A 21342-nucleotide genomic window follows, 5' to 3' on the forward strand; every position below is an offset into this window, starting at 1 on the left:
CGATCCGCAGGCGCTGTCGCGGCTGGCGACGACTGCGCCTTGCAGGTCGCGAGCCACCAGCTGGTCCTGCTCGCACTGACGGTTGATCTCCCATCCCGTGCTGCGCCACACCAGCATGCGTTGCCGCGTTGCGCCGGGAAGGGGTTCGGCGGCGCGCTCGATGAGCAACGGCCGGCCGCTCGTGTTGACCACAGTCATGTGACGGTCCGGTTCCTGCATGGCCAAGCCGACGAAGACCAGCAGCACCACGTAGCCAACGATGGCCACGCCGGCACCGATGAGGGCAACCTGCAGCGCCGTCCGCCCTACGGTCTGAGTCGTTCCCATCACCACCCGCCTCCCTGACGGGTCAGGCTAGACGGGGACGCGCCGGAGCGCTGCCGGACCGCACCGTAGTGTGCGGCAACCGTGACCTAGCGGCTCGTGGTCGAGCGGAACATCCCGTGCTGCGACGAGTGCGAACCGAATGAGCGCTCATCGGCATGAGGGTGAAAGCCTGGCCGGTCGACAGCGGCGGTGTGACGCGCTGTCCGGGCGCGCCGATGGGGGGAGCAAACATGTGTGGGTAGGCCATGAGCTGCTTCGGGACCCAGATTCCCCGGGGCGGAGGGTTGGGTAGCAGGGATCCCGGTGGTCTAGCTGGGTCGGAAAGTCGCGAGGCAGCGTGCGCCCTCGCCGGTCAGAAGAGGGATTGCCGCCTCGGTGCGGCCCGTCAGGATGAGCAGGATCGCGGAGATCGGCCCAGCAATCTCAGGGCCGGCGCCGATGGTCCAGTCCGCGTCGGTTGCCTTCAGCGTGAACGAGCCCAGCCGTCGCTTGGCCCCGAACGAGAACGGCCAGCGGAGCTCCCAGATCCGGTTAGCGGCGGCGGCACCGGCGTCGGGTGGGGTGGGGAAGTCGATTCCCAACGGGATCGCGATGTCCTGAGCGTGCACCAGGATGTCCCACAACACATTGGCGGGATTGGCGGGCCAGGGGACCGAGCGCGACTCGGCGGTGGTCCGCAAGTCCTGCACGAGCTGGGTCGGCGTGCGCGCCGCGCGTCGCCGGCTGGCCAGGGTGTTGAATCGGGCATAGTTGCCGTGGGCCTTCGCGAAGTCGTTCAGCAGACTGCCTGGCGAGGGCGCTAGGGGGATCAGGGTCACGTGGGCGGCGACGTCACGCACCCGCCACCCGGCGCACAACGATGGCTGCTCCCAGTCCGCCTCGGACAGTCCGGCCAGCAGGTCAGCAATGGCCAGCCGCTGGCTGACGACCACCTGCCAGCTGGGGTCGATGCCCATGCTCTCCGTGGTGCCCATGATGCTCCTCTGGACTCGAGCGTCCCTCCCTAGGTTAGACAGATAATCTGTCTAATTTCAAGTGGTGTGGGTCCTAGAGATAAGGGTCGGCAACGGCGCGCAACAGCTTCAGCGTCTCGCGCAGTTGGGCCATTCGCTCGGGTCCGATGTGGGCCAGCCATTGCGCCTCGACTTCGGCGAGGGCAGGGAGGACCGCCTCTCGCGCCGCGTGGCCTCGGGCGGCAAGCTTGACCAACATTGCGCGGCCGTCGGTCGGGTCCGGGACTCGTTCGACATAGCCCGCGCGTTCCAGTTGCTCGACGAGGAAACCGGCGGTCTGTTTGGTCACTTGAGCGGCTTCGGCGAGCCGGGTGACCCGCGACCCGCCCGGCTCTATTCGGGCGGCGATGCGTGCTTGCGCGATCGTCATGTCGGTGTAGCCGGCTCGAGCCAGCGCGTTGATGTTCGCGGCCTCCATCGCTCGGGCGAGGATGAACAGCAGAACGCCGATCGGCAGATCCTCATCGTCCGCGACGTCGGCCTCCGACTTTGACGCATCCATGTGCTCGCCCCCTTCGCCACCGCTCGAGCATCCGAGAGTAGTCAGACAACCGTACTGGCGCGCACGGTGGCAGGCTCCACCATCGTGGTCGGGGCATCAATGCCGGTCACGGTCTTCGCCTCCCTAGCTGCCAGCCGCGCTACGACTCGAACCGTCAAAGCCACGTCACGGAGGACGGCCCCACCCCGGGACGGCTGGTCTCGGGGAGACCGGCGTCAATCTCGATATTGCCGCGCCCTCAGCCGGCAGTTCCGGACGTCTCGACCGGTCCGACTCGCGCTTACTCGTTGCCGCGCTGGCGACCCAGCGCCCGTTCCCACATCGGGCGCAGCACCGGGCAGTACGGGATCGAGACGGCTGGCAGGACGCACTCGCCCAGGGGGTCGAAGACCCAAAGCCCGGTAGGCTGCCGCGTTTCGTGTCCAGCGTTGGCGGGGTGAACCTTCCGCGGCATTGAGACCGCTTGCGGTATCTCGTCGGTCATCACAGGCAGCCCCGTCCCGTCGTCGACACAACCCGATCACACGCTGCCGAGCACGAGCTCGATCACCGATGCAGGGACCGACGACGAGACATCGGCACCGCCCAGCCCTTGAGGCTAAACACCTCATGCTGATGTCCGGGCGTTTGGCGAGCGGCGGCCTGATGCGTCCGGCGCCCACCCCGTCATACGATGGCGGCCGAGAGGAGGCGGCGATGGCCGATCCGGTGGACATCATCGGGGACTATCGGGCGTTCGCCGCGCAGCAGCACGACCGCTTGCTCGCCCGGGGCATCGACATCCGCCCGTACCCGCTCAGCCACCTCGCCGTCCGCGTGCCGGAGTGGGACCAGTACGCGCATGTGCGGAACCTGCTCGAACGCCACGCGGTTGCTAATCGCGAGAACGTCTGGAACGGCCGCCCGATCTCCTTGATCGTTCCCGCAGAGCCGCTCGAAGTCCTGGACGGCAAGCTCCTTCCGCTCATCGAGCTCATCCCGCCCGTGCACCAGCGCGTCTACAAGATGGGGTTGGAGCACCTCGGCGTCGTGGTCGGTGACACTTTCGACGCGTTCGTCGGAGCCCACAAGCCCGTCCTCACAGGACAGCAATTCCAGGGCCCGAACAGCACACCCGACCCCGTCTACATCTTGTTCGAGGACTTCACCCACGTGAAGTTCTATCGACTTTCATTGAGGGCATCCGTCGAGCTCGATGCTGGCCCTTTCGACGATGGGTTCCATCACGTCGACGACTGGGTACCCCAGCGGCTCGTGACCGCAACAGGCCCGAACCCTCTGCTGCGCTGAGAGACGCCCGGAAGTCGGCAGACGCTAAACAACGCCCGGAAGCCGGGTCCGGACCTGGCTCGCGGCGGTGTGGCTTAGCTTCGTCACTTGCGGATGTGGAGCCACTACAGGCCTGGCGCAGGGTCAGCGGGGTTGTCGATGGTAAGCACGATGAGTGGGCTGTGCCGGAGCATGTTCGGCACATCTGTGCGCCGCCAACGCCTGGCGGCCGCCTCGATGAAAGGCCGGCGTTCGTCAGGGTCGGTGACGACTCGCGCCGTCGCGGGCACGTCGACGACGACCGACTGCTTCAGGTGAACGACGACATGGGGGTCGGCTTCGATGTTGTAGATCCAGTCACGCGTCCGGTCAGCCCGGGGCATCCCGGTGATGAACAGTTGGCCGTCGTCGTTGTGCAGGAAGATCTCAATGCGCCGTTGTTGACCGGTCCGCCGGCCCGTCGTCGTCAGATCGATGAGCTGACTGTGGTTCAACGCGGCCCGGGTGGTTTCACTCAGAGAACTGTCGGGGTCCACGGCGCGATCCTCTCGACTGAACCGTTACCGCCACTGTACGGCGAGTGGCGGGCTGTGCGCGGGGCTCCGTCTTGTCACCACGAGTTGAGCGACGTGGCGGCCTGGTTCACGAATATGTTGAGGGAATCACCGGGCGAGTCGTCGAATACGCATGCGAAGGGTCACCGCCCGCGCCGCGAGGGCCGTGGTCCTGACGCGGCGAAAGGGACGCACCACCGCGGTGCGGCAGGGGAGTGCGCTCTGGGCTGGGTTGCCGTCGCAAAGGGGTCCATTTCCAGTGGTCGTTGACACTCCTTGGGAAGCTCACGAGATCATCCTGGTCCGCACACCCGCGCGGAGGCCGGCTGACTGCAAGGGAACGCCTCATCTCTGAACACTGTCGGCGATTCGGTGACCGAGGCCTCACTGCTGCGCTCGGCCGGGACTACGAATGACCGTGCTGGGCGCCCATGTCGTCGTGCCGAGCACTCGCGGCAGGTCGGTTGTGCGCAGTGTGTCCCGATTTCGTCCATTTTGATGGAAGTGCCCACGGCGCAGCGGCTCCGGTGCGACCATGAGGGTACGTGTGAGGCCACCCGGACTGGGTGAAGCCGTCTCGGGATCCACACCACATCCGTTACCGATCGGGGGACATGGATGGGTTGCATTTCGCCATGACGCACGACGCGCGGAGGCTCGTGAGCTTCCCGCGCGAGGTTTTCTCTGACCGCCCGGCTTCCGGACGGCACCGTCACCCACGCCTGCAGTCGCTGCGGCGCTGACACTCAACGGCCCGGCCGGCCAACGACCGGGCGTTCGGCATCGCGTCTCCCCGCATGTCGGCCGAGGCGCATGCGCTGATCGAGGAGAATGACTTTGCCATGTCCGAATTCGATCTTGCGGCGGACCTTAATCTGGCGGCCGAGGCCCTGCGCGGGCTGACCGACGACGAGGACCGCTTCCGCGCCTGGTATGACGCCTTCCTTGCCGGGGACGCCGACTCCTACCGACGGATCCTCGCGAAGGCTTCCGTCCTCGAGCACGAGGATCTCCTGTGCGGTTGGCTCTGCAGCAAGGAGTGCGTGCGCCTCTGCTGGCGTCTCTGCGGACCGCCAAGACTGGACCGCATCCCCGAGCCGCGCGAGCTCGCCGAGGTGATCGTCAAGCTGACGAGCGACGAGGAGCTCCTCGAACGCCTCGTGCAACCGGTGCTCGAGCTGGACCCGCGCGCGTGGCAGTCGCTGGTCAAGGAGCTCGAGCTCACCCCGTTCTGCCACCTCGTGTGCCACTGGGTCTGTCGCGTCTACTGCCGACTCCGCTGCGAGCGGCTCGACGACCCGGACGGGGTGCTCTCGCGCCATCTCGTGCATGAGCTCGCCGGCGCGGGCCGTGCCATCGCCGCGCTGGCCGCGGACGAAGCGGGCTTCGCCGAGGTGAGCAAGGCCGCACTCGCCGGCCGGTGTGAGCTCGTCAAGGGCGTGTTCGACCGTCTCGGGTTGGCGGACCGGTGCCAGTGGATCTGCGAGTTCTTCTGCTCGTGGAGGTGCGTCCGGGTCTGCATCATCCTGTGCCGCCCCTTCCAAGTCACGGAGATGGACCTCTCCCTGAGCGAGGCGTTCGAGTTCGGGCAGGCGATCAGCCGGTTGTCCGAGAAGCCGGAAGCCCTCGCCGCCGTCGCTGACGCCGTTGAGCGCGAGGATGTCGATCGGTTCGCCTCCCTCGTGAAGGAGTTCGGACTGGAGCGCTTCTGTGTGCAGCTCTGCCACTGGATCTGCTCGTGGCACTGCACGCTCCTGTGCCGGTGCGTCTGCACACCGGTCCTGCAGCCCTGGTTCACGCACATCGGGCACTTCGACATCTACGCCGACATCGACTCCGGCACCGGCCTGACGAACAAGGGCCTCTCCTTCACCGGGCTGTACTTCAACGGAGGCCCGGGCTTCGCCTTCCAGGACTGCCTCGAGCTGCGCGGCTACTGCCCCACGGCATCACCCATCGACGGCACCGCCATGCGGTACCGCTTCGTCCTGGCCGGCACGTCGACCCCGATCACGGGAAGCAGGGTCTGCCCGGTCGACGCCGGGTCCCGGATCGTCTCGTGGCCGCAGAACCTGTCGGGGGTCGCGGGCGCAGCCAACGTCTCCACCTTCCAGACGATCGCCATCGCGGGTGCCCCCACTGCAGAGCAGCCGCCGCCCGCTCCGGGCGACCCCTGGTACGGCCCCGACATCCACACCCTCGTCCCCGACCCCAACGGCTGGGTGGTCGTCGACCCGGCCTCCATCTCGGGCGGGTTCACCACACTGATGGGTCTCGACACCACCGACGACGTACCCGGAGGCATGCCGACGAGCGCCAACCCAGCCGGGCAGAGCGCATCGCCCGCCCAGACCGGCCAGGACATCGGGATCGTGTTCGAGGCGACCCGGGTCGCCGGGCCGGCGAGCCCTCCGGATCACTCCAACACCCTCACCCGGGTGCACATCAGCAACTGGCGCGAGCTCAACCTCCTCGACATCCAGCAGTTCCACGGCCCGGGCGCCGGGGCGTGCAGCCCCATCACCTCGGCCCTGGACCTCGACTACACCGCAGATCACGAGCTCATGGCTGCGTGGTCCGTCGACATCACGAGCGCCTCTCCCTCGGCCCCCGGGGCCGTGGCCGGAGGCACCGTGCCACGGGGCGGCTTCGGAACCGACCACGAGAACACGACCGGGTGGCAGCCCTGCTCCTACACCGCGTCGCTCTCGACCCGGGCGGCGCTCACGACGGGCCTCATCGACAACCAGGGGTACACGACGTCAAAGACGTTCTGCACCACCGGTCGGGGGTGACCGTCCCTTTCGCACGTGATCGAAGCAAGGACGGCGAGGCGGACCATGTGTCCGCGTCGCCGTCCCGTCATCAGCTGCGCATCGCATCGGAGCCACGGCGCGCGGCCGATGGCACGATCTGGGCCACCACAACGGGCCACCAGGCGAACCGGGCCCCCGGAAGGGCAAGTCCGGTGGCGACCGGGTAGTCGTCGTCGGCCAGCGCGTCTACTGCCCCACAGTCGGCGCCTTGACGCGGCGGTAAGCCGCACCTCGTCGGCCGAAGCTCGAACAAGTCCAGAGTTCGAGGCGATCAGGTGTCCGTGCCTAGGTCACCGGCTTCCAGATCTGGCCGGTGGGTTGGGGAAGGGCGTTATCGAATACCTAAGCTTTGCAGCGTTTTCGGTCATGATGGGTTGGCTGTGGCGGTCCCCGGGCGCGGCCGCGAGGGTTACTCAACCCGGTCCCTCACCGAGCATGGTGAACAGAGTCGGGGCACTCATGAGTCGCTGCCCCAGCCTCTCTACGTTCCGAGACATGGACGGACAGGGAAAAGTCGGAAGAAGATCCCTCATCGTCGGATCAGCCGCGCTCGCGGCGACCGGACTGTCGGCGTCACCCGCCGAGGCGCTCATCAAGAGCAGGCGGGCGGAGTTCGCGGTCTGGGACCCGATCACCGATCGGTCGACCACGGCGATGACGCCTCGGCGGGTCACGATCCACATCGCCGTCACCAGTAGTGCGGACATCTACGGTCCGGGCAAGGGGCCGGGCGACTCCTACGCGCACTTCTACAACCCGCGCTCCGGCGCTCCGCGCCAGCACCAGACGATGGACTGTCGAGCTGCTGCCGACCTCGAGGGCAGCTCGTCGACGATCTCCGTGGAGCACGCGGGCATCGTCGGGGACTCCATGACCGACTCACAGCTGACGAACATCGCGAAGATCTTCGCGTGGGCGCACCTCTTCTGCGGTGTGCCGAATCGCATCGCGACCGTCGACAACCTCAGCGGGCTCGCCTGGCACCGGCTCGGCATCGACGGCAACTTCGGCACCTATGACCCCAACCTGCGACGGACGTGGTGTCGCGACCAGACCGGTGCGGTGTGGTCGAGCTCGCCGGGCAAGACCTGCCCGACGGACAACTTCATCAGGCAGGTGCCCACGGTCTACAACCGCGCCCAGACGTGGATCGAGATCTTCCGCAACCCGCCGCCGGACCTCTGAGGCGTCACCAGAGCGAGGGTGCGGGAGGCCGGGCGCCGACCTCCCGCACCCTTACGAGCGGAGGGGGGCGTAGCGCGTACGCCTTCGCGTCAGAGGCGCGCGTGCCCGACCTCAGTCCTCGGGGAGGTCTGCGAAGGCCTTCTTCATGTCGCGGTACCAGCCCGTCGACCTCTTCGGGTACTAGTTCCTCAAGAATCACGGCACGGTTCCGAGACGCCACCCGAGCCGTTCGGCCGGGGGGCCGCTATTCCTCGGAAGATGCGGCACGCCGCCCCGCTCACGCTGCTCTTCCCCTTCCGGGTGACTGCGAGGCCGAACTGCACCGCAAGTTCTACAACCACCGCACTTGCGCCTCGGCGGCAGAAGCGGACGTCCGGGGGGCGGCGATGGACTCGTCCTGCCGTTCAGCGATCATGAACCTCATGGAGGACCAGCAGTCGCCGCAGTCGGCCGAGGGTGAGGCGAAGGTCATCACGCTCTGCGGCTCGACCAAGTTTGAGGCTGAGTTCGCGGAGGTCAACCAGCGGCTCACGATGGAAGGTTGCGTCGTGATCAGCCTCGGAATGTTCAGCCTCCCCGATCTGCCGTACTACGACTGGACAGCCGACAGCTCAGACCTGAAGAAGCGGCTCGGGGGCGTGCACTTCCAAAAGATTCGCATGGCTGACGAGGTGTACATCGTGGATCCGGGCGGCTACGTAGGTGAGTCAACCCGACGGGAGATTGCCTACGCGGAGTCGCTCGGCAAGCCGGTTCGGTATCTGAGTCGCGAGCGCGTCGCTCGAACGGGAGACAGCCCCCAAGAGTGAGTCCGACCGGGCGGTCCGCTCATCGACATGCAGTGAAACCGTGCGCGCCGACAAGCGGCGGTTTGACGCGGCTGCTGATCGGAGGCCGGATCCGCTGCAGTGGGCGTCGCTCCGCCGACCGCACGACCGAGGTCGTGTCAAGAGCAAGGGCTGTGGCGGGTCGTCGCTCTGAAGCCGACCTGACAGGATCGAGGGATGGCCGCGGTGGAGGGGACATGAAGGCCGTCGTGTACGAGCGGTACGGCGGCCCCGACGTGCTGCGTGTCGAGGACGTCCCGACTCCGTCGCCCGCTGCCGGGCAGGTCTTGGTGAAGGTCGCGGCAACGTCGATCAACCTCAGCGACTGGGAGGGCCTGCGTGGCTCGCCCTTCTACGCCCGGTTGGGTGGGCTGCGCGCGCCGCGACGTCCGACGCTCGGCTCGGACATCGCCGGCCTTGTGGAGGCCGTCGGCGGTGGCGTGACTCGATTCCAGCCCGGTGACGAGGTCTACGGCGACAACCTGCAGCTCATGGGCGGCTTCGCCCAGTACGCGGTCGCACCCGAGTCGGCGCTGGCCCACAAGCCGCCTGCGCTCAACTTCGCCGAGGCCTCGACCATCCCGCAGGCCGGGTCGATCGCGCTTCAGGGCACGGCGGGTGCCGCCAGGGGGCTGCGAGTGCTCATCAACGGTGCGGGCGGCGGATCCGGTTCATTCGCCATCCAGCTGGCCAAACGTCTGGGTGCGCACGTCACCGGCGTCGACAACGCCGACAAGCTGGAGTTCATGCGAACGCTCGGTGCCGATCAGGTGATCGACTACCGCCGCGACGACTTCACCCGGAGCCACGAGGCGTACGACCTCATCCTGGACCTCGTGGCCCATCGGTCGGTGTTCGCCTACCGTCGCGCGCTCGCTCCCGGTGGCCGGTACCGATGTGTCGGCGGGTCCGTCCGGGCGCTGCTCCGGGTGCTCACGATCGGCGCGGCCGCGGGGATGGTCACGGGCCGCAGCCTTGGGGTGCTGGTCGTGAAGCCGGGCCCAGCACACTTCCAGTCGCTGACCGATTTGTGCGTCGCTGGTCAGGTGGGCATCCACATCGACCGCATCTGCACGCTCGATGAGGTCCCGGACGGGCTCGCCCAGGTCGGTGAGGGCCGCGCCCTCGGCAAGGTCGTCGTCACCCCAACCTGAAACGCGGGTGTCGGCGCGGGAATCCCTCCGCGGGCGGCAGCACGCGTGTACGGCTTCGAGTGAGGCGCGACGCTCGGCCATCAAGCGATCCTGAAGATGCTAGAACCCCGATATATCAACCAGCCTTGCGGCCGTAAAATGCAGGTCCCACATGTCCTTTCGTCACCGAAGACGAGTCACATGCAGACCTATCTGAACACCTGGTCGCGAGATGAGCCGCGGAGAGGCTGCTGCGCGGCCGGAACCGTCCGCGCGAGTACATGAACCTCCCGGTACTGACGGTCGAGCAGCTCACGCCCGTGGTGCGCCGGGCCCTCGACGTGCCGGATGCGCGGCCGTTGGAATGGTCGTGTGAGCCGCTCGATGTGGAGCTCGTCAACCCACTCACGGCCGGGCTGTATCGGGTCGTCGGCACCGCGCAGGTAGTGCCGGGTCCGGCGCGGCCCTGGCGGGTGATCCTGAAGGTGATCCAGCATCCCGACTTCACGGGGACAGCGCTGGAGTTCGGGTACGCCGAGCTGCCGGGGGACTGGAACTACTGGCGACGGGAGGTGCTGGCCTATCGCTCTGGCCTGCCCGACCGCTTCACCTGGCCGTTGCGACCGGTGAGGTGCTGGGGCACCGAAGACATCGACGACACGACCGCGTGGCTCTGGCTGGAGGAGCTTGACACCACGTCCCGCCGACCTCATTGGTCGCTCGAGGAGCTGGCCGTCTCGGCGCACGACTGGGGAGCGTTCTCGGCGCAGGGCCTCGCCATGGTCGGCGACGTAGAGTCCCTGCCGTGGGCGGCGCGCAGGTGGCTGCGCGGATGGGTCGGAACGGCCCGCGTCCTCGGGGCCGATCACGCCGTGGCCCACGACGGCTGCTGGGACCATCCCCTGTTGCGAGAGCGGCTCCCGGCCTCGGCGCGCGCTTCCTTCGCTGAGTTGATGGGTGTCGCAGAACCTTTGCTGGATCGACTGCACGCGCTGCCTCGGACGGTTGCCCACCACGACACCCAGTGGCACAACGTGTTCTGTGAAACCGGGCCGGAGGGGCGTCGCACGGTCGCCATCGACTGGAGCTTCTTGGGCACCGCGCCTGTCGGGGAGGACCTCGGGCACCACATCGCTGTCAACCTCTTCCTCGGCGCTGTCCAGCCGAGCGACGCCGAGGAACACGATGAGACTGCCGCTGAGGCCTACCTCGCCGGGCTGCGTGCCTACGGGTGGCGGGGTGACGACAAGGATGTCCGACTCGCGGCGGCCGCCACCGGGGCCCTGCAGATGCTGTCGTACGCGGCATGCTTCATCGCGCGGCTCTGCCCCGACTTCGGCGAGGTGTACCGATGGCCGGAAGAGATGGCCGAGAAGCAGTCCGGTGACGTGGACGCGGTCATGGACACCTGGTGTGAGACCTTCCGATTTCTGTTGACACTCGGTGAACGTGCGACGCGTTCTGTCGTGGATCACTGAACACCCTCGCCGCCAAGCGTGCATCAGCGCAGACCGCGTGATGCCTCGCCCTTGGTGCGCGCTCATGGGAGCGGACGGTTCCACGAGCGCAATCGCGGCGGTAGGTCGGAAATGACAAAGCGAGTACGCGACCAATACCAACCTCGAACAGGCGGAGCGCGAGGGCCCGGACCACGAAGCCCCCGGCGTCGAGATCGGTAGCACCAACCGAGAGAGCAGCACCGTCGAGCCCGACGAAGATCCCGAGGCCCACGGCCCTGAAGCCCCGCCACCAGTCACCTGAGACGCGTCCGCACAATGCCGAGGCGCATCTGGGAAGATCTGCGCGCGCGGGCTTCAGCGGCCGAAAGACGCAGCTTCCGACCATGCCTCGATCGAGGGCCCGCGGCATGTGCAGGCGTTCTCTCCGTCTTTGCGGAACTGGAGATACGTCGCGGCATGGTTGAGGACGGTGCGGCCCTTGCTCTCGGAATTGCCACCCCGACCACCGAGAGGAGCCACCGGTGAACGCGCGAATACCGACCGGCCGGACTGGTCGTGTACCCCCTGCACGAGGCGGCGAGCAGAGCAACCTCATGCACGGCGCCGCCTCAGGGGCCCTTGGGAAGGGTTGCTAGGCGACGCCGCCGTTAGCGACGATACTCCCGCCGCGTACGACGCCCGCGCAGGTCGCCCGCCCCGGGGCGGCAAGACGCGCCTCCCGACAGAGCTGCATGTCGGGTTTGTTGAGGTCAGGCTGAGGGCTACCTGGGCACGTCCGCGCGGTGTGCTCAGACAGAACTGGATCCATTACCCAGGCCATTCATCACGGCGCGCCGTCAGACCGGCGATGCCGAAATCCTCCATGCAGCAACAACGTTCGCGGCCGGGTTCGTCGGACTCGCCCGAAAGGTTGATCCCGTTGTCATCATGGGGTCCACTGGGATGCCGAACATGTGTAGGAGTTTCACGGCGAAGTCCCGCGCCTGCTTGGCATCGGTGACCCGCAACGGCTTCACGGTCCCCGCCTCTTCATCCAGCAGCGCTGCGCAGTCACTCGTGCAGTCGGCCTATGCGGGTCGATCCATCACGTCAGGCGTCCGTGAGCAGCTGGTTGCGCGAACCTCGGAGAATGGGTGCAGCGACTGCTGCGACACACTTACGCGGGTGGCGGACAGGTACCAGGTATGACTCACCCCTCGCGCTCTGCTGAGCAGGAGCACGCGTTCAAGTCGTTGTACGAAGAGGTGTACGGGGATCTGGTCAAGTTCGTCCAGCGCCGTACTGATCACGATCGCGCGGAGGATGTTGTCGCCGATGTGTTCCTCGTGGTCTGGCGCCGCTTCCAGGACGCACCGGGCGATCTCGATGGCGCTCGGGCGTGGGTCTTCGGCATCGCCCGGAACATCCTGCTGAATGAGCGTAGAGGAGAACTGCGCCGTTCCGCTTTGGGGATCCGTCTGGCCGACCCGGCCTCGTTGCCTCACGCCACCGCTGAGGTCGAGGCGGTCGTGAGCCGGGTCGACCTTTCCACAGCCTGGCGCCGGCTCTCAGAAGTTCACCAAGAAGCGCTGAGTCTCACGGTCTTCGAAGGCCTCCCGGCACCGGAAGCCGCCGTGGTGATCGGCATCTCACCCGTTGCTTTCCGATTGCGCCTGAGCCGAGCCCGCCGAGCACTGCGCCGTCATCTCGACCACCTGCCGCGCGCGAACACCACGCCCACCGGCCTGCCTGAAAGGACCACGACGTCATGACCTCCAACCGCGACATCACCACCATGCTCCGAAGGCTCGATCCTTCCTCCGGGATCGCAGACCCCACCAGCGCGCGAGCTCGCCACGACCTGCAGCGCATCCTGCAAACCGACCTGTCAGCGGACCAACCAAGTCAACCTCGGTCACCTACCGGCCTCTCCGAGAAGCCAACCCGGCCGCCACGGACCACCCGCCCTGTACGCAGGATGGCGCTGGCTGGTGGGGTGCTCGCGCTGACCGTGGGAGCAGTGGCGCTGCCAGCAGTGACTGGCGGGGACAAAGCCTTCGCCAGCTGGACGCGCATGCCAGCAGGAATGTCGGCATCCGAGCGCACCGACAGCGCCGACAGCTGCCGCGACCAGCAACGAGACGGGGCAGGGGCCGGCTATGCCGACCAGCTCGACAGCGCCCAACCTGCCATCGCGGAGCGTCGCGGCGTGTGGACCACCGTGATCCTCAAGGGCAGGAATGGGTTCTCTGCGCTGTGTGTCACGGACAGCTCCAGCCACCTGTTCGCCAGAGACATGATCGGCTCCGTCGGAGGTCCCACCGTGGACGTGCACCTTGGCCCCCGCGATCTAACCGCCATCAGTTTGGGTTCGGGGACCATGCGTGCTGGTGACATCTCCCTTGCCGCGGGTACAGCGGGCTCAGACGTTGTCGGGGTGGTCTATCGAAGCCGGACACACGGGGATGTCGCGGCGACCGTCTCCGGTGGCTACTTTGCCCTCTGGTTCCCCGGCGACGAACTCGACGAGCTCCCACGCGACGGGCTCGAGGTCGACGTGACCTACGGCGACGGCAGCGTCGGCACTGCACGGCTGTCGCTCTAGCCCGGCTCAACCGCCCTCGCTAGCCCGACGAGGAGGCGCGTCTGGAGACACTGTCCTCATGTTCGCGCCGAAGCAGCAGCTGCGTCCGGATCTGCCGCCGCCGTTCGGTCGTGCCGACATTGGACGTCCCCCGGGATCCAGGCGGCTACGCGTCGTTCGACCTCGCCGCTACCCCGCGCCGCGTGATCAGGCCGGCGCGGTCCCGCTCCTCACGGTCCATCTGCACCAGGCGCCGGCGTAGACAAGCCAGATCCAGAAGCCACCGACGGTTGCCCGCAGCGCTAGCCAGCACGCTGTCACGTACAGGGACTTGTGCGGGTCGGCGACGGGCGGTACCGCCTCGACTCAGGTAACTGATAGTCCAACGCATCGCCGTCAAGAGGCATATGCGCTTCGCCCGGTAGGCGGCGAAATGACCTGGCTCGGTGAAGACCTCCAGACCCTCAAGAACCTCCTCGAGAACACGACCCTGTAGTTCTCCGTGCCGGGCGGCCGACTTGTTGGACCCGAATGGGGTTACTGGTGACCGACCGCGTGGATCTCGAACTGAGCCTGTTCGCCGACGCCGACCTGGGCGGAACCCATCATCGCTTTGCTGACGCTGAGCGCCAGGGCGCCGCCTCCGGCGGGCATGACATTCGACGCGAACTCGACTCCCTCGATGAACCCGTGCACGCGCTGCTGCTTCAGGCCACCCAGGGCGGCCACATGCTCGGCGGGGATGTCACAGACAGCCAGACCGCTGGCCCTTTCCGGGTTCCAGTATCGAATTCGCGCAGCGAACTGGATCGGCCCCATCCGTGCAGACAAGCACCCCGCTCTCGAAAGCGTCAAGGACTCGCGCCTGCGGCACGTTAGTCACGTTCCCTCGGCAGGATGGCTGCTCGCGGCGGTACGCCGCTCCCTCACATTAGGAGCGCCCCATGCCTGATCGCGACTGCGCCGGTTCCGGCCCTCGTCTCCGGCCGGGATGGATATCGTCTCGGGCATGACAGGTCCCATGACGATGAACCGCGTCATCCATGCGGCGGTGCGTCGCGACCTCGGTCGCCTCGCGTCTGCCCTCCCCGCCGCTCCCGACGGTGACCGGGCCCGCGCCAGGCAGCTGCAGGTGGCCTACGCCAACCTCCACGACCAGCTCAAGGACCACCATGAGGGGGAGGACAGGCACGTGTTTCCGTTCCTGGCCAGGGTGGAGGGGGCCACCGAGCTGGTCGGGGTCATGGAGACGGAGCATCAGGCCATGGCTGACGCACTCGCCGGGGTGCGCACGGCGATGGACACCTACGCCTCGACCGGGTCTGCCGACGACGCCCACGCCGCTAGGGAGGCCGTCGTGAGAGCGAACGAGGTCGTCGAGCGGCACCTGCATCACGAGGAGAACGACCTCGAGCCGCTGATGCTCCCGCACCTCGAGACGCCCGAGTGGAAGGCCGTCGAGAAGCAGCTGCGACCGGCATCCCTCACCGACTCGGGCCGGTTCATGGCCTGGGTCCAGGACGGGATGCCCGAGGCGGAGCGGGCCTACCTTCGCTCGACGATTCCGGCGCCGGTGACCTTTTTGCTCAGCAGACTTGCCGGCAGGTCGTACTACCGCGATGTCGCGCCCGCCTGGCAGCCCACCAGGTAGGAGTCCTGCCACGAGACCCGGTCGAAGTCGGCTCCGGAGGGCACGTGGCGTAAAGACGCGCTTTACAGACCGCTCAAAGTCAATGGTCCAGTCGGTGCCTCAGCTTCTGGGGTGCGCAAAACCGGTAGCTCTCGGTCACCAGCTCGGCGACCTCGTCCCAGTCGGTGTCGTCGTCGAGCACCATGCCGACGACGGTGGGCGACCATGGCGGCTGGTAGAACGGCGGCCCGGCGTTGGCCAGGGCCGACAGCTCGTCGCCGGATGACCGGAAGGTCAGCACCGTGGTTGGTTGGGTCACCCCGGTCATGTCGCGGTACGCCGACGTGTAACCCTCCTGGGCGACCAGGACGTGGGCGAAGGTCTTGTTCCGGACCCGCCACCGTACGCCGGTCCAGGCGTCCTCCTCGTACGCGTCGGGCAATGCCAACGCAGTGGACGCGATCCGCGCGACTACCTCGCCGGAGGGCTCGATGCGCGACGGCCTGGACACGCGCCGAGTCTGCCAGCGCATGCCGACAGGCGGTCGCCCGTCTGGGCGCGTCCCCACCGCCGCTGCCGCCCTCACCAGGGGCGGTCACACCTGTCGCGGTCGAACCGCATTGATAGTCAGGGCTCTACTGGCGCGGCCCGCCACTAGTCTCGCGGTGTGCCCGAGTTCAGCTGGCGACCGGCCAACGACGCGACGAGCGCGGACCTCGAGGCCGTGTTCGACGCCGGCGGCGCCCGCAAGTGCCGCTGCCAGGCGCTCAAGGTCCCGGGCTGGATCTGGCGCGACACGACCCAGGAGGAGCGCGACGCCGCGCTCCTGGAGCAGGCCGGCTGCGGCACGAGCGGCCCCACGTCCGGCCTCGTCGGGTACCTCGACGGCGAGCCGGCCGGCTGGGTCGCAGTCGAGCCGCGGGAGAACTACCCGAGGATCTGGTCCCGGCAGAAGTCGTGGATGCGGATGGACCCCGACCTCGAGGGCGTCTGGTCGGTCACCTGCTTCGTCGTGCGTAAGGGCTTCCGTCGACAGGGACTGATGTACGAGCTCGCCGCCGCAACCGTCGAGTACGGCAGGCAGGTCGGCGCTCGCGTCCTTGAGGGCTACCCCAACGAGCCGCCGCCGGGGAAGACCGTGATCTGGGACGAGGCGTCGGTCGGGCTGCTCCAGGTCTTCCTCGACGCCGGCTACGAGGTCGAGGCGTCGCCCACCCTGCGCCGGAGGGTGGTGCGACACCGACTCGGCGCGTCCTCCTGACAGTCGGTTCCGTCCAAGTCCAGGCGGAGTAGCGGTATCTGGGCCTATCGCTCTACGCGGCGGAGTGACGCTCGCTGATCGAGTCGCACACGGCGGGCCGTTGGCGTATTTGCCGGAACGCGAACACCTCTGAAGGGCGGGGGCTCTGCGCTCGTGGCCCCTCCGCGAACCGAGGGGCGACGGTGATGGAATTGATGACGGTGCGGATCTCACGGTGGTGGGCGGTTGCCGGGCTCGCCGCGCTGACGTCAGCCGTGCTGCTTGCGGCTGCGATCTGGAGCGCACCCCCTGTGAACGGGGTGCCCGCGAACGGTTCGGCTCTCGACCGCGCCGCGATGGTGCTTGCCGATCTCCCACGGCTGTCGGTCACGCCTGACCCGGCACCGGTCGGCGCGACGATGCTCGTCACGGGTTCGGGGCACTGCTTCCTCTATTGGCAGGGCCATGACGGCTATTTCGAGGTGTCTCTCGGCTTCGGTGATGGCGTGACTGTTCGCGCTCAAGGAATCCGGGGCAACTTCACCGCAACTGTGACCGCGCCGATCTCGCCCGGCGGCTACGTCCTAACCAGCACCTGCCTCTACACCAGGGCTGAGGAGGGCACCTCCATTGCTGTCACGGTCATCGAGCCAGAGCGCCCCCAATCCTCCGTCGTGGCCGAGCCCAGCACCGTCGCTCTGGGCGGCACCATCCTGGTGACCGCCAGCCCGGTACCGGCAGCGTGTAGCGAGGGAACGATAGAGCTGACCTTTGACTCGAAGGGTGTCGGTTCGACGTGGACGATGTTCGGTGGCGTGCCCGGCGGCTCGACCAAGTTCATGGTTCCTCCGGACACGACGGCCGGCACCCACCGAGTCGGGGTGACGTGTACGGCACCCGACGGCGGCGTCGAGGCGCTGCCCTCCGTAGACCTCACCGTCACAGGCGCAGCAGGCTCCACGGACAGCACTGGCGTCCAGAGGCCGGTCAAGACCTCAACGGAAGCGCTGTCTACAACGACCTCGATCCCGCCCACGTCCAGCCAGCCCTCGACCACTCGAACCTTCAGCAGCTCTGCCCGGCCGACGTCGTCGACTGCGAGGGAGACCACCAGGACCGCCACCACCTCACAGCCGGCCGCCGTCGGGGCGGCCGGCGAGCCTCACGACTTCGACCGACCACAGAAGCGGGCTGCGGTCGCCACCTGGCTTCGTCCTCCGACGGATTCGGGGCTGATGGACCCGACACACCTCGCAACCTCCGCCGTGTTGGCGGTGCTCCTCATGTTGCTCATCGGCTTCCCCGCGCAGCTGTTCGAGGCAACCTATGAGGAGAATGAGAAGCGCATCAAGGTCTTCCTCGCGCGGCATGGCTTCAGGCGCGTCCCGCGACCCAGACGGCAGAGCCATGTGCCGGCACCGGTCGCGATCGCGGGTTTCGCGGTCCTCGGTGCGGTTCTCTACGGCCTCACCGACCCCAACTTCGGCCGGGACGGAGCCCAAACCCTGTTGGACGCGGCGGGTTTCCTCGTTGCCCTGCCGCTGGTCACCCTCGCCTTCGAGGTACCCGCGGAGCGCTACGCACGTCGCGGGGGACGCGTGCCGGCCCGGTTGCGGGTCCTGCCCGCAGCGCTGGTCATCGCTCTTGTGTGTGCGGTCGCTTCGTTCCTCGGGCAGTTCCAACCGGGCTATGTCTACGGCTTGATCGCCGGCTACGCGGTCCTCACGACCTCGCGCATGGATCGGGCGACGTCGGCCCGCGCCGTTCTGGTCGGCAGCGCAGCTCTAGCTGTCGTGTCGCTGACTGCCTGGCTGGCCTGGGCGCCGCTCGACTCGGCGCTCACCACGGTCGGCGCCCCGGGTGCCCAGCGGGTGGTCGACGCGGTGCTGGCGACAGTCGTGGTCGTGGGCGTCCAAGCGCTTGCCTTCCAGCTGCTGCCGCTCACGTTTCTCGACGGACACGCGGTTCACGAGTGGAGCCGGACGCGCTGGCGGGTCGTGTACGCCTTCGCGCTCTTCGCGCTCATCGCCGTAACCTTCCACCCGCGCACCCGAAACGACACCACCGATCCCCAGGTTCTGGTGATGGTGGCGTTATTCGCCCTCTTTGGCGCCGGCTCCGTCGCGTTCTGGGCCTGGTTCCGCTACACGCCTGAACCCGTGCCATCGAGCAGCGGCGACATCGGGGCATGAGCTGGAAGCGATGCCATGTAGAGCGGTGTGTCGGATGCTCCATGCGAGGAGCCGCCACATGTTTCACTGACGTGCGCGATCGATGCCTGCGCCAAGCTCGGTTCAGGGTGGGCGGGTTCGTCGCTGGCATCGGCGGCTCTCCTCCCTTCATGTCGCGACTGTCGCTCGGGATGTGCGGACTCAGGCGCCGCAGGGCCGGAGTGGCTGATGAAGGGATTTCTTTCGCCGCCGTCGGAAGTAGCGATGCCTTCCGCGCTCGAATACCCGGCTGAGGACCAGCTCGATGGGACCTTCGCGTAGAGCGGCGAACTCTCCTCCGTTGAGTCGCCCGCGGCGATAGCGGCGGTGAGACGCGCCTCCCCGGCCAAGGCTCGAACGAGCGGATCGCGGCGCATGGGGAAGTTCCGGATGCCGTGCGAGCAGTACGCGTCAGCGTCGGACCGCCGGTAGGTCGACGACCTTTTCAGCTAGACGATGCCCCTGTAGAAGTGCCTTAAGGCGCCGCAGCGGCCAGGAGGTGGTCCGTCCCTCGAGTCGGTTGGGTCCGTCCGGGTCGACTACCAGCTGCGAGTGCACCACGACGCCGTCAGCAAACCGCAGGGTCACCCGTGTGGGACCTCGTGTGGCGGCTGCGGCAAGATCGATGCGGCCCTGGAGAGCCTCCATGCGATCGCTGTCCTCGTAGGCGAAGTCCGTGTCGGTGTGACCCTCGAAGTCGATGTGGTATACCTCGGCGCCGGCGTGGACGTGCACGATCGCAACTCGCGACGGTCCGCTCTGAGCCGAACCTCGGCGTGAAGTTCCTACGCGGACCGCCGGCTGATTGCACATACCACATGTGTCCCGGATGCCTCGCCATCAGTTCTGGCGCAAGCTTTGCCAGGTCCGCGGTATCCACGAGGCGAGTCAAGCATCACGGGGCGTTGTCCACGGGTCCTGGAGTCAGAACCCCCGCCGGCTTCGCGCGATCCGGCCTGAGTGCGCTGTGACAGATCGCTGCCCAGCCCGCGCTTCGCGCGTGCCTAAGTCGCGCGTCTACGGGCGGGCCACCAGTACAGGGCGAGGGATGCAAGGAAGAGCGCCAAGCCCGCGGCCTGGCCTCAGCGACCATGCCGCGTCCGCTACTTTCCTCATCGTTGTCGTGCTGAGACTCCTGATCCCGGTGTCGGGAGAAGCGCGCTGGGCCGCGTCGGTCGCCGTTCCCGTCGCGGTCGCGGTCGGCATCGTCGTGGTCGAGCTGCTTCGGCTGCCCTGGTAGATGCGGTTGCACCGTTCCCGGCCTGAGCGCGTGTGTGCTGGCCGCAATCTCGGTGGCAGCCGCCACCTCGGCGCTGGTCGGCCTGACGATCAGAGTGCGCCTGGCCCCCGACAAGAAGGTGGTCAGCGGTCACCCCATCTCGCTGGTGCGCGGGCCAGGTTGTCACATCAGGGCACCCGATCCGGTCAGAAGGGTCTGACCCCATTAACTCCTTCGATTGAGGACCGGCATGACGACGAGCATCCAGAACGTCCAGGCGAACAACGACCCCAACCACCGCATCGACTCGGTCGATGACCTGCGTGCGCACCTCCAGTGGGCGATCGAGCTGGAGCACTCGACTCTTCCGCCGTACCTGTGCGCGCTCTACTCCCTCGACGCGGCTCGGAATCCCGAGGCAGTCGAGGTGGTCCAGAGCGTCTTCGTGGAGGAGATGTTGCACCTCACGCTGGCGGCCAACCTTCTCAACGCCGTCGGCGGGAAGCCCGTGCTCGACGCTCCTCACCTGCTCCCCGGGTACCCGCGCACCCTTCCGCACGGTGATCAGTCCTTCCGGATGGAGCTCCTGCCCTTTGGAGCGCCAGCACTCGAGATGTTCCTCGAGATCGAGCGGCCCTCCGCCCGGGGAGCGGCACCGCAGGGCGACGGGTACGAGACCATCGGGCAGTTCTACCAAGCGATCGAGGACGGCCTTCGGGGCCTCTGCTCAGACCTCGGCGAGGCCGTCGTCTTCACCGGCGATCCCCAGCGGCAGATCACCGCTGCCTACCCCTATGGCGGGTCGGGCCGGATCGTCGCCGTCCACGACCTGGCATCCGCCCTCGAAGCGCTCGAGGAGATCGTCGAGCAGGGTGAGGGAGCAGCCCAGCGCGACGTCTGGGACGGCGACCGGCAGATGTTCCACTCCGATCGCGACGAAGTCGCCCACTACTACCGGTTCCAAGAGCTTAAGCTGGGTCGGCACTACCAGCCGGGCGACACCCCCCAGTCCGGACCCACGGGACACGCCGTCCACGTCGACTGGGACGCGGTGCATCCGATGCGGCCGAACCCGACCATCGCCGAATCCCAGGCGGCGGGCGCCGACTCCCAGGCGGGCACCGACGTGCGGGATGCACAGCAGGCGTTCAACGCCGCATACTGCACCCTGCTCTCGATGCTGGAGCAGGCATTCAACGGTGAACCGTCCATGCTCGGCAGGGCCACTGGGGCCATGTTCGGCCTGAAGTCACAGGTTCAAGCCCTGCTGCAGATGCCGTTGGGGGACGGTTTCACCGCGGGACCCACCTTCGAGTACGTCCAGGCCGACGATCGACCGTGAGCCTCGCGCAGTAGCCGGCAACGGCGGAACGTCACCGTGCCGAGGTCGATCG

Annotated in this window: 18 protein-coding genes; 12 read left to right on the plus strand and 6 right to left on the minus strand. The window is 67.5% G+C overall.

Translation table 11 applies throughout. From position 1 onward, the window contains the following. From ACFQU3_RS19250 to ACFQU3_RS19260, 3 genes are all read right to left on the minus strand, one after another. On the minus strand, positions 1–327 hold a 327-nt coding region (locus tag ACFQU3_RS19250; protein WP_385912744.1), incomplete at its 3' end, for a hypothetical protein. A gap of 308 nt (positions 328–635) precedes the next feature. Then, on the minus strand, positions 636–1301 hold the full coding sequence (locus tag ACFQU3_RS19255; protein WP_385912746.1) for a maleylpyruvate isomerase family mycothiol-dependent enzyme: 666 nt from the start codon (positions 1299–1301) through the stop codon (positions 636–638). A gap of 73 nt (positions 1302–1374) precedes the next feature. Then, the gene (locus tag ACFQU3_RS19260) at positions 1375–1842 is read right to left on the minus strand and encodes a MarR family winged helix-turn-helix transcriptional regulator (protein WP_385912748.1); all 468 of its coding nucleotides are present in this window, start codon (positions 1840–1842) and stop codon (positions 1375–1377) included. A gap of 696 nt (positions 1843–2538) precedes the next feature. Between ACFQU3_RS19260 and ACFQU3_RS19265 the strand changes: the two genes are divergently transcribed. After that, positions 2539–3132 (plus strand): VOC family protein, encoded by a 594-nt coding sequence (locus ACFQU3_RS19265; protein ID WP_385912749.1) that lies wholly within the window; start codon positions 2539–2541, stop codon positions 3130–3132. Between the two features lie 104 nt (positions 3133–3236). Here the strand turns inward: ACFQU3_RS19265 and ACFQU3_RS19270 are convergent, their stop codons facing one another. Further along, the gene (locus ACFQU3_RS19270; protein WP_385912751.1) at positions 3237–3647 is read right to left on the minus strand and encodes a nitroreductase family deazaflavin-dependent oxidoreductase; all 411 of its coding nucleotides are present in this window, start codon (positions 3645–3647) and stop codon (positions 3237–3239) included. A gap of 860 nt (positions 3648–4507) precedes the next feature. Here ACFQU3_RS19270 and ACFQU3_RS19275 point away from each other — a divergent pair. The 7 genes from ACFQU3_RS19275 (at position 4508) to ACFQU3_RS19305 (ending at position 13670) form a co-directional block, all read left to right on the plus strand. Beyond that, entirely contained in the window at positions 4508–6460 is a 1953-nt protein-coding gene (locus ACFQU3_RS19275) for a hypothetical protein (RefSeq protein ID WP_385912753.1), read from the plus strand. A gap of 516 nt (positions 6461–6976) precedes the next feature. Next, positions 6977–7666 (plus strand): hypothetical protein, encoded by a 690-nt coding sequence (locus ACFQU3_RS19280; protein ID WP_385912755.1) that lies wholly within the window; start codon positions 6977–6979, stop codon positions 7664–7666. Between the two features lie 422 nt (positions 7667–8088). Continuing rightward, a complete protein-coding gene (locus tag ACFQU3_RS19285; RefSeq protein ID WP_385912757.1) occupies positions 8089–8475 on the plus strand; it encodes a hypothetical protein in 387 nt (128 codons plus the stop codon). Between the two features lie 215 nt (positions 8476–8690). Further along, positions 8691–9647 (plus strand): NAD(P)-dependent alcohol dehydrogenase, encoded by a 957-nt coding sequence (locus ACFQU3_RS19290; RefSeq protein WP_385912759.1) that lies wholly within the window; start codon positions 8691–8693, stop codon positions 9645–9647. Between the two features lie 299 nt (positions 9648–9946). Next, positions 9947–11104, plus strand: coding sequence for a hypothetical protein (locus tag ACFQU3_RS19295; protein ID WP_385912761.1), 1158 nt, complete (start codon positions 9947–9949; stop codon positions 11102–11104). A gap of 1166 nt (positions 11105–12270) precedes the next feature. Then, entirely contained in the window at positions 12271–12837 is a 567-nt protein-coding gene (locus ACFQU3_RS19300) for an RNA polymerase sigma factor (protein ID WP_385912763.1), read from the plus strand. After that, positions 12834–13670 carry a hypothetical protein gene (locus ACFQU3_RS19305; protein WP_385912765.1) on the plus strand — a complete coding sequence of 279 codons (837 nt, stop codon included), beginning with the start codon at positions 12834–12836 and terminating at the stop codon, positions 13668–13670. The genes ACFQU3_RS19300 and ACFQU3_RS19305 overlap by 4 nt, the downstream gene beginning before the upstream one ends. Positions 13671–14186: 516 nt before the next feature. On the opposite strand, the gene ACFQU3_RS19310 is transcribed toward ACFQU3_RS19305, so the two are convergent. Next, the gene (locus tag ACFQU3_RS19310) at positions 14187–14468 is read right to left on the minus strand and encodes a DUF1905 domain-containing protein (RefSeq protein WP_385912767.1); all 282 of its coding nucleotides are present in this window, start codon (positions 14466–14468) and stop codon (positions 14187–14189) included. Between the two features lie 190 nt (positions 14469–14658). On the opposite strand from ACFQU3_RS19310, the gene ACFQU3_RS19315 reads away from it, so the two are divergent. Then, positions 14659–15300 (plus strand): hemerythrin domain-containing protein, encoded by a 642-nt coding sequence (locus ACFQU3_RS19315; protein ID WP_385912769.1) that lies wholly within the window; start codon positions 14659–14661, stop codon positions 15298–15300. Between the two features lie 79 nt (positions 15301–15379). On the opposite strand, the gene ACFQU3_RS19320 is transcribed toward ACFQU3_RS19315, so the two are convergent. Then, the gene (locus tag ACFQU3_RS19320) at positions 15380–15790 is read right to left on the minus strand and encodes an MmcQ/YjbR family DNA-binding protein (protein ID WP_385912771.1); all 411 of its coding nucleotides are present in this window, start codon (positions 15788–15790) and stop codon (positions 15380–15382) included. Positions 15791–15946: 156 nt separating this feature from the next. Here ACFQU3_RS19320 and ACFQU3_RS19325 point away from each other — a divergent pair, with 156 nt between their 5' ends. From ACFQU3_RS19325 to ACFQU3_RS19335, 3 genes are all read left to right on the plus strand, one after another. Further along, positions 15947–16540, plus strand: a complete 594-nt coding sequence (locus tag ACFQU3_RS19325; protein WP_385912773.1) for a GNAT family N-acetyltransferase — start codon at positions 15947–15949, stop codon at positions 16538–16540. A 290-nt stretch (positions 16541–16830) separates the two neighbouring features. Next, entirely contained in the window at positions 16831–18711 is a 1881-nt protein-coding gene (locus tag ACFQU3_RS19330) for an FGLLP motif-containing membrane protein (protein WP_385912775.1), read from the plus strand. Between the two features lie 1487 nt (positions 18712–20198). Then, positions 20199–21290, plus strand: coding sequence for a ferritin-like protein (locus ACFQU3_RS19335; protein ID WP_385912777.1), 1092 nt, complete (start codon positions 20199–20201; stop codon positions 21288–21290). Positions 21291–21342: the final 52 nt, after the last annotated feature.

The sequence above is a fragment of the Terrabacter sp. GCM10028922 genome, from assembly GCF_042666095.1.
GTDB lineage: Bacteria > Actinomycetota > Actinomycetes > Actinomycetales > Dermatophilaceae > Terrabacter.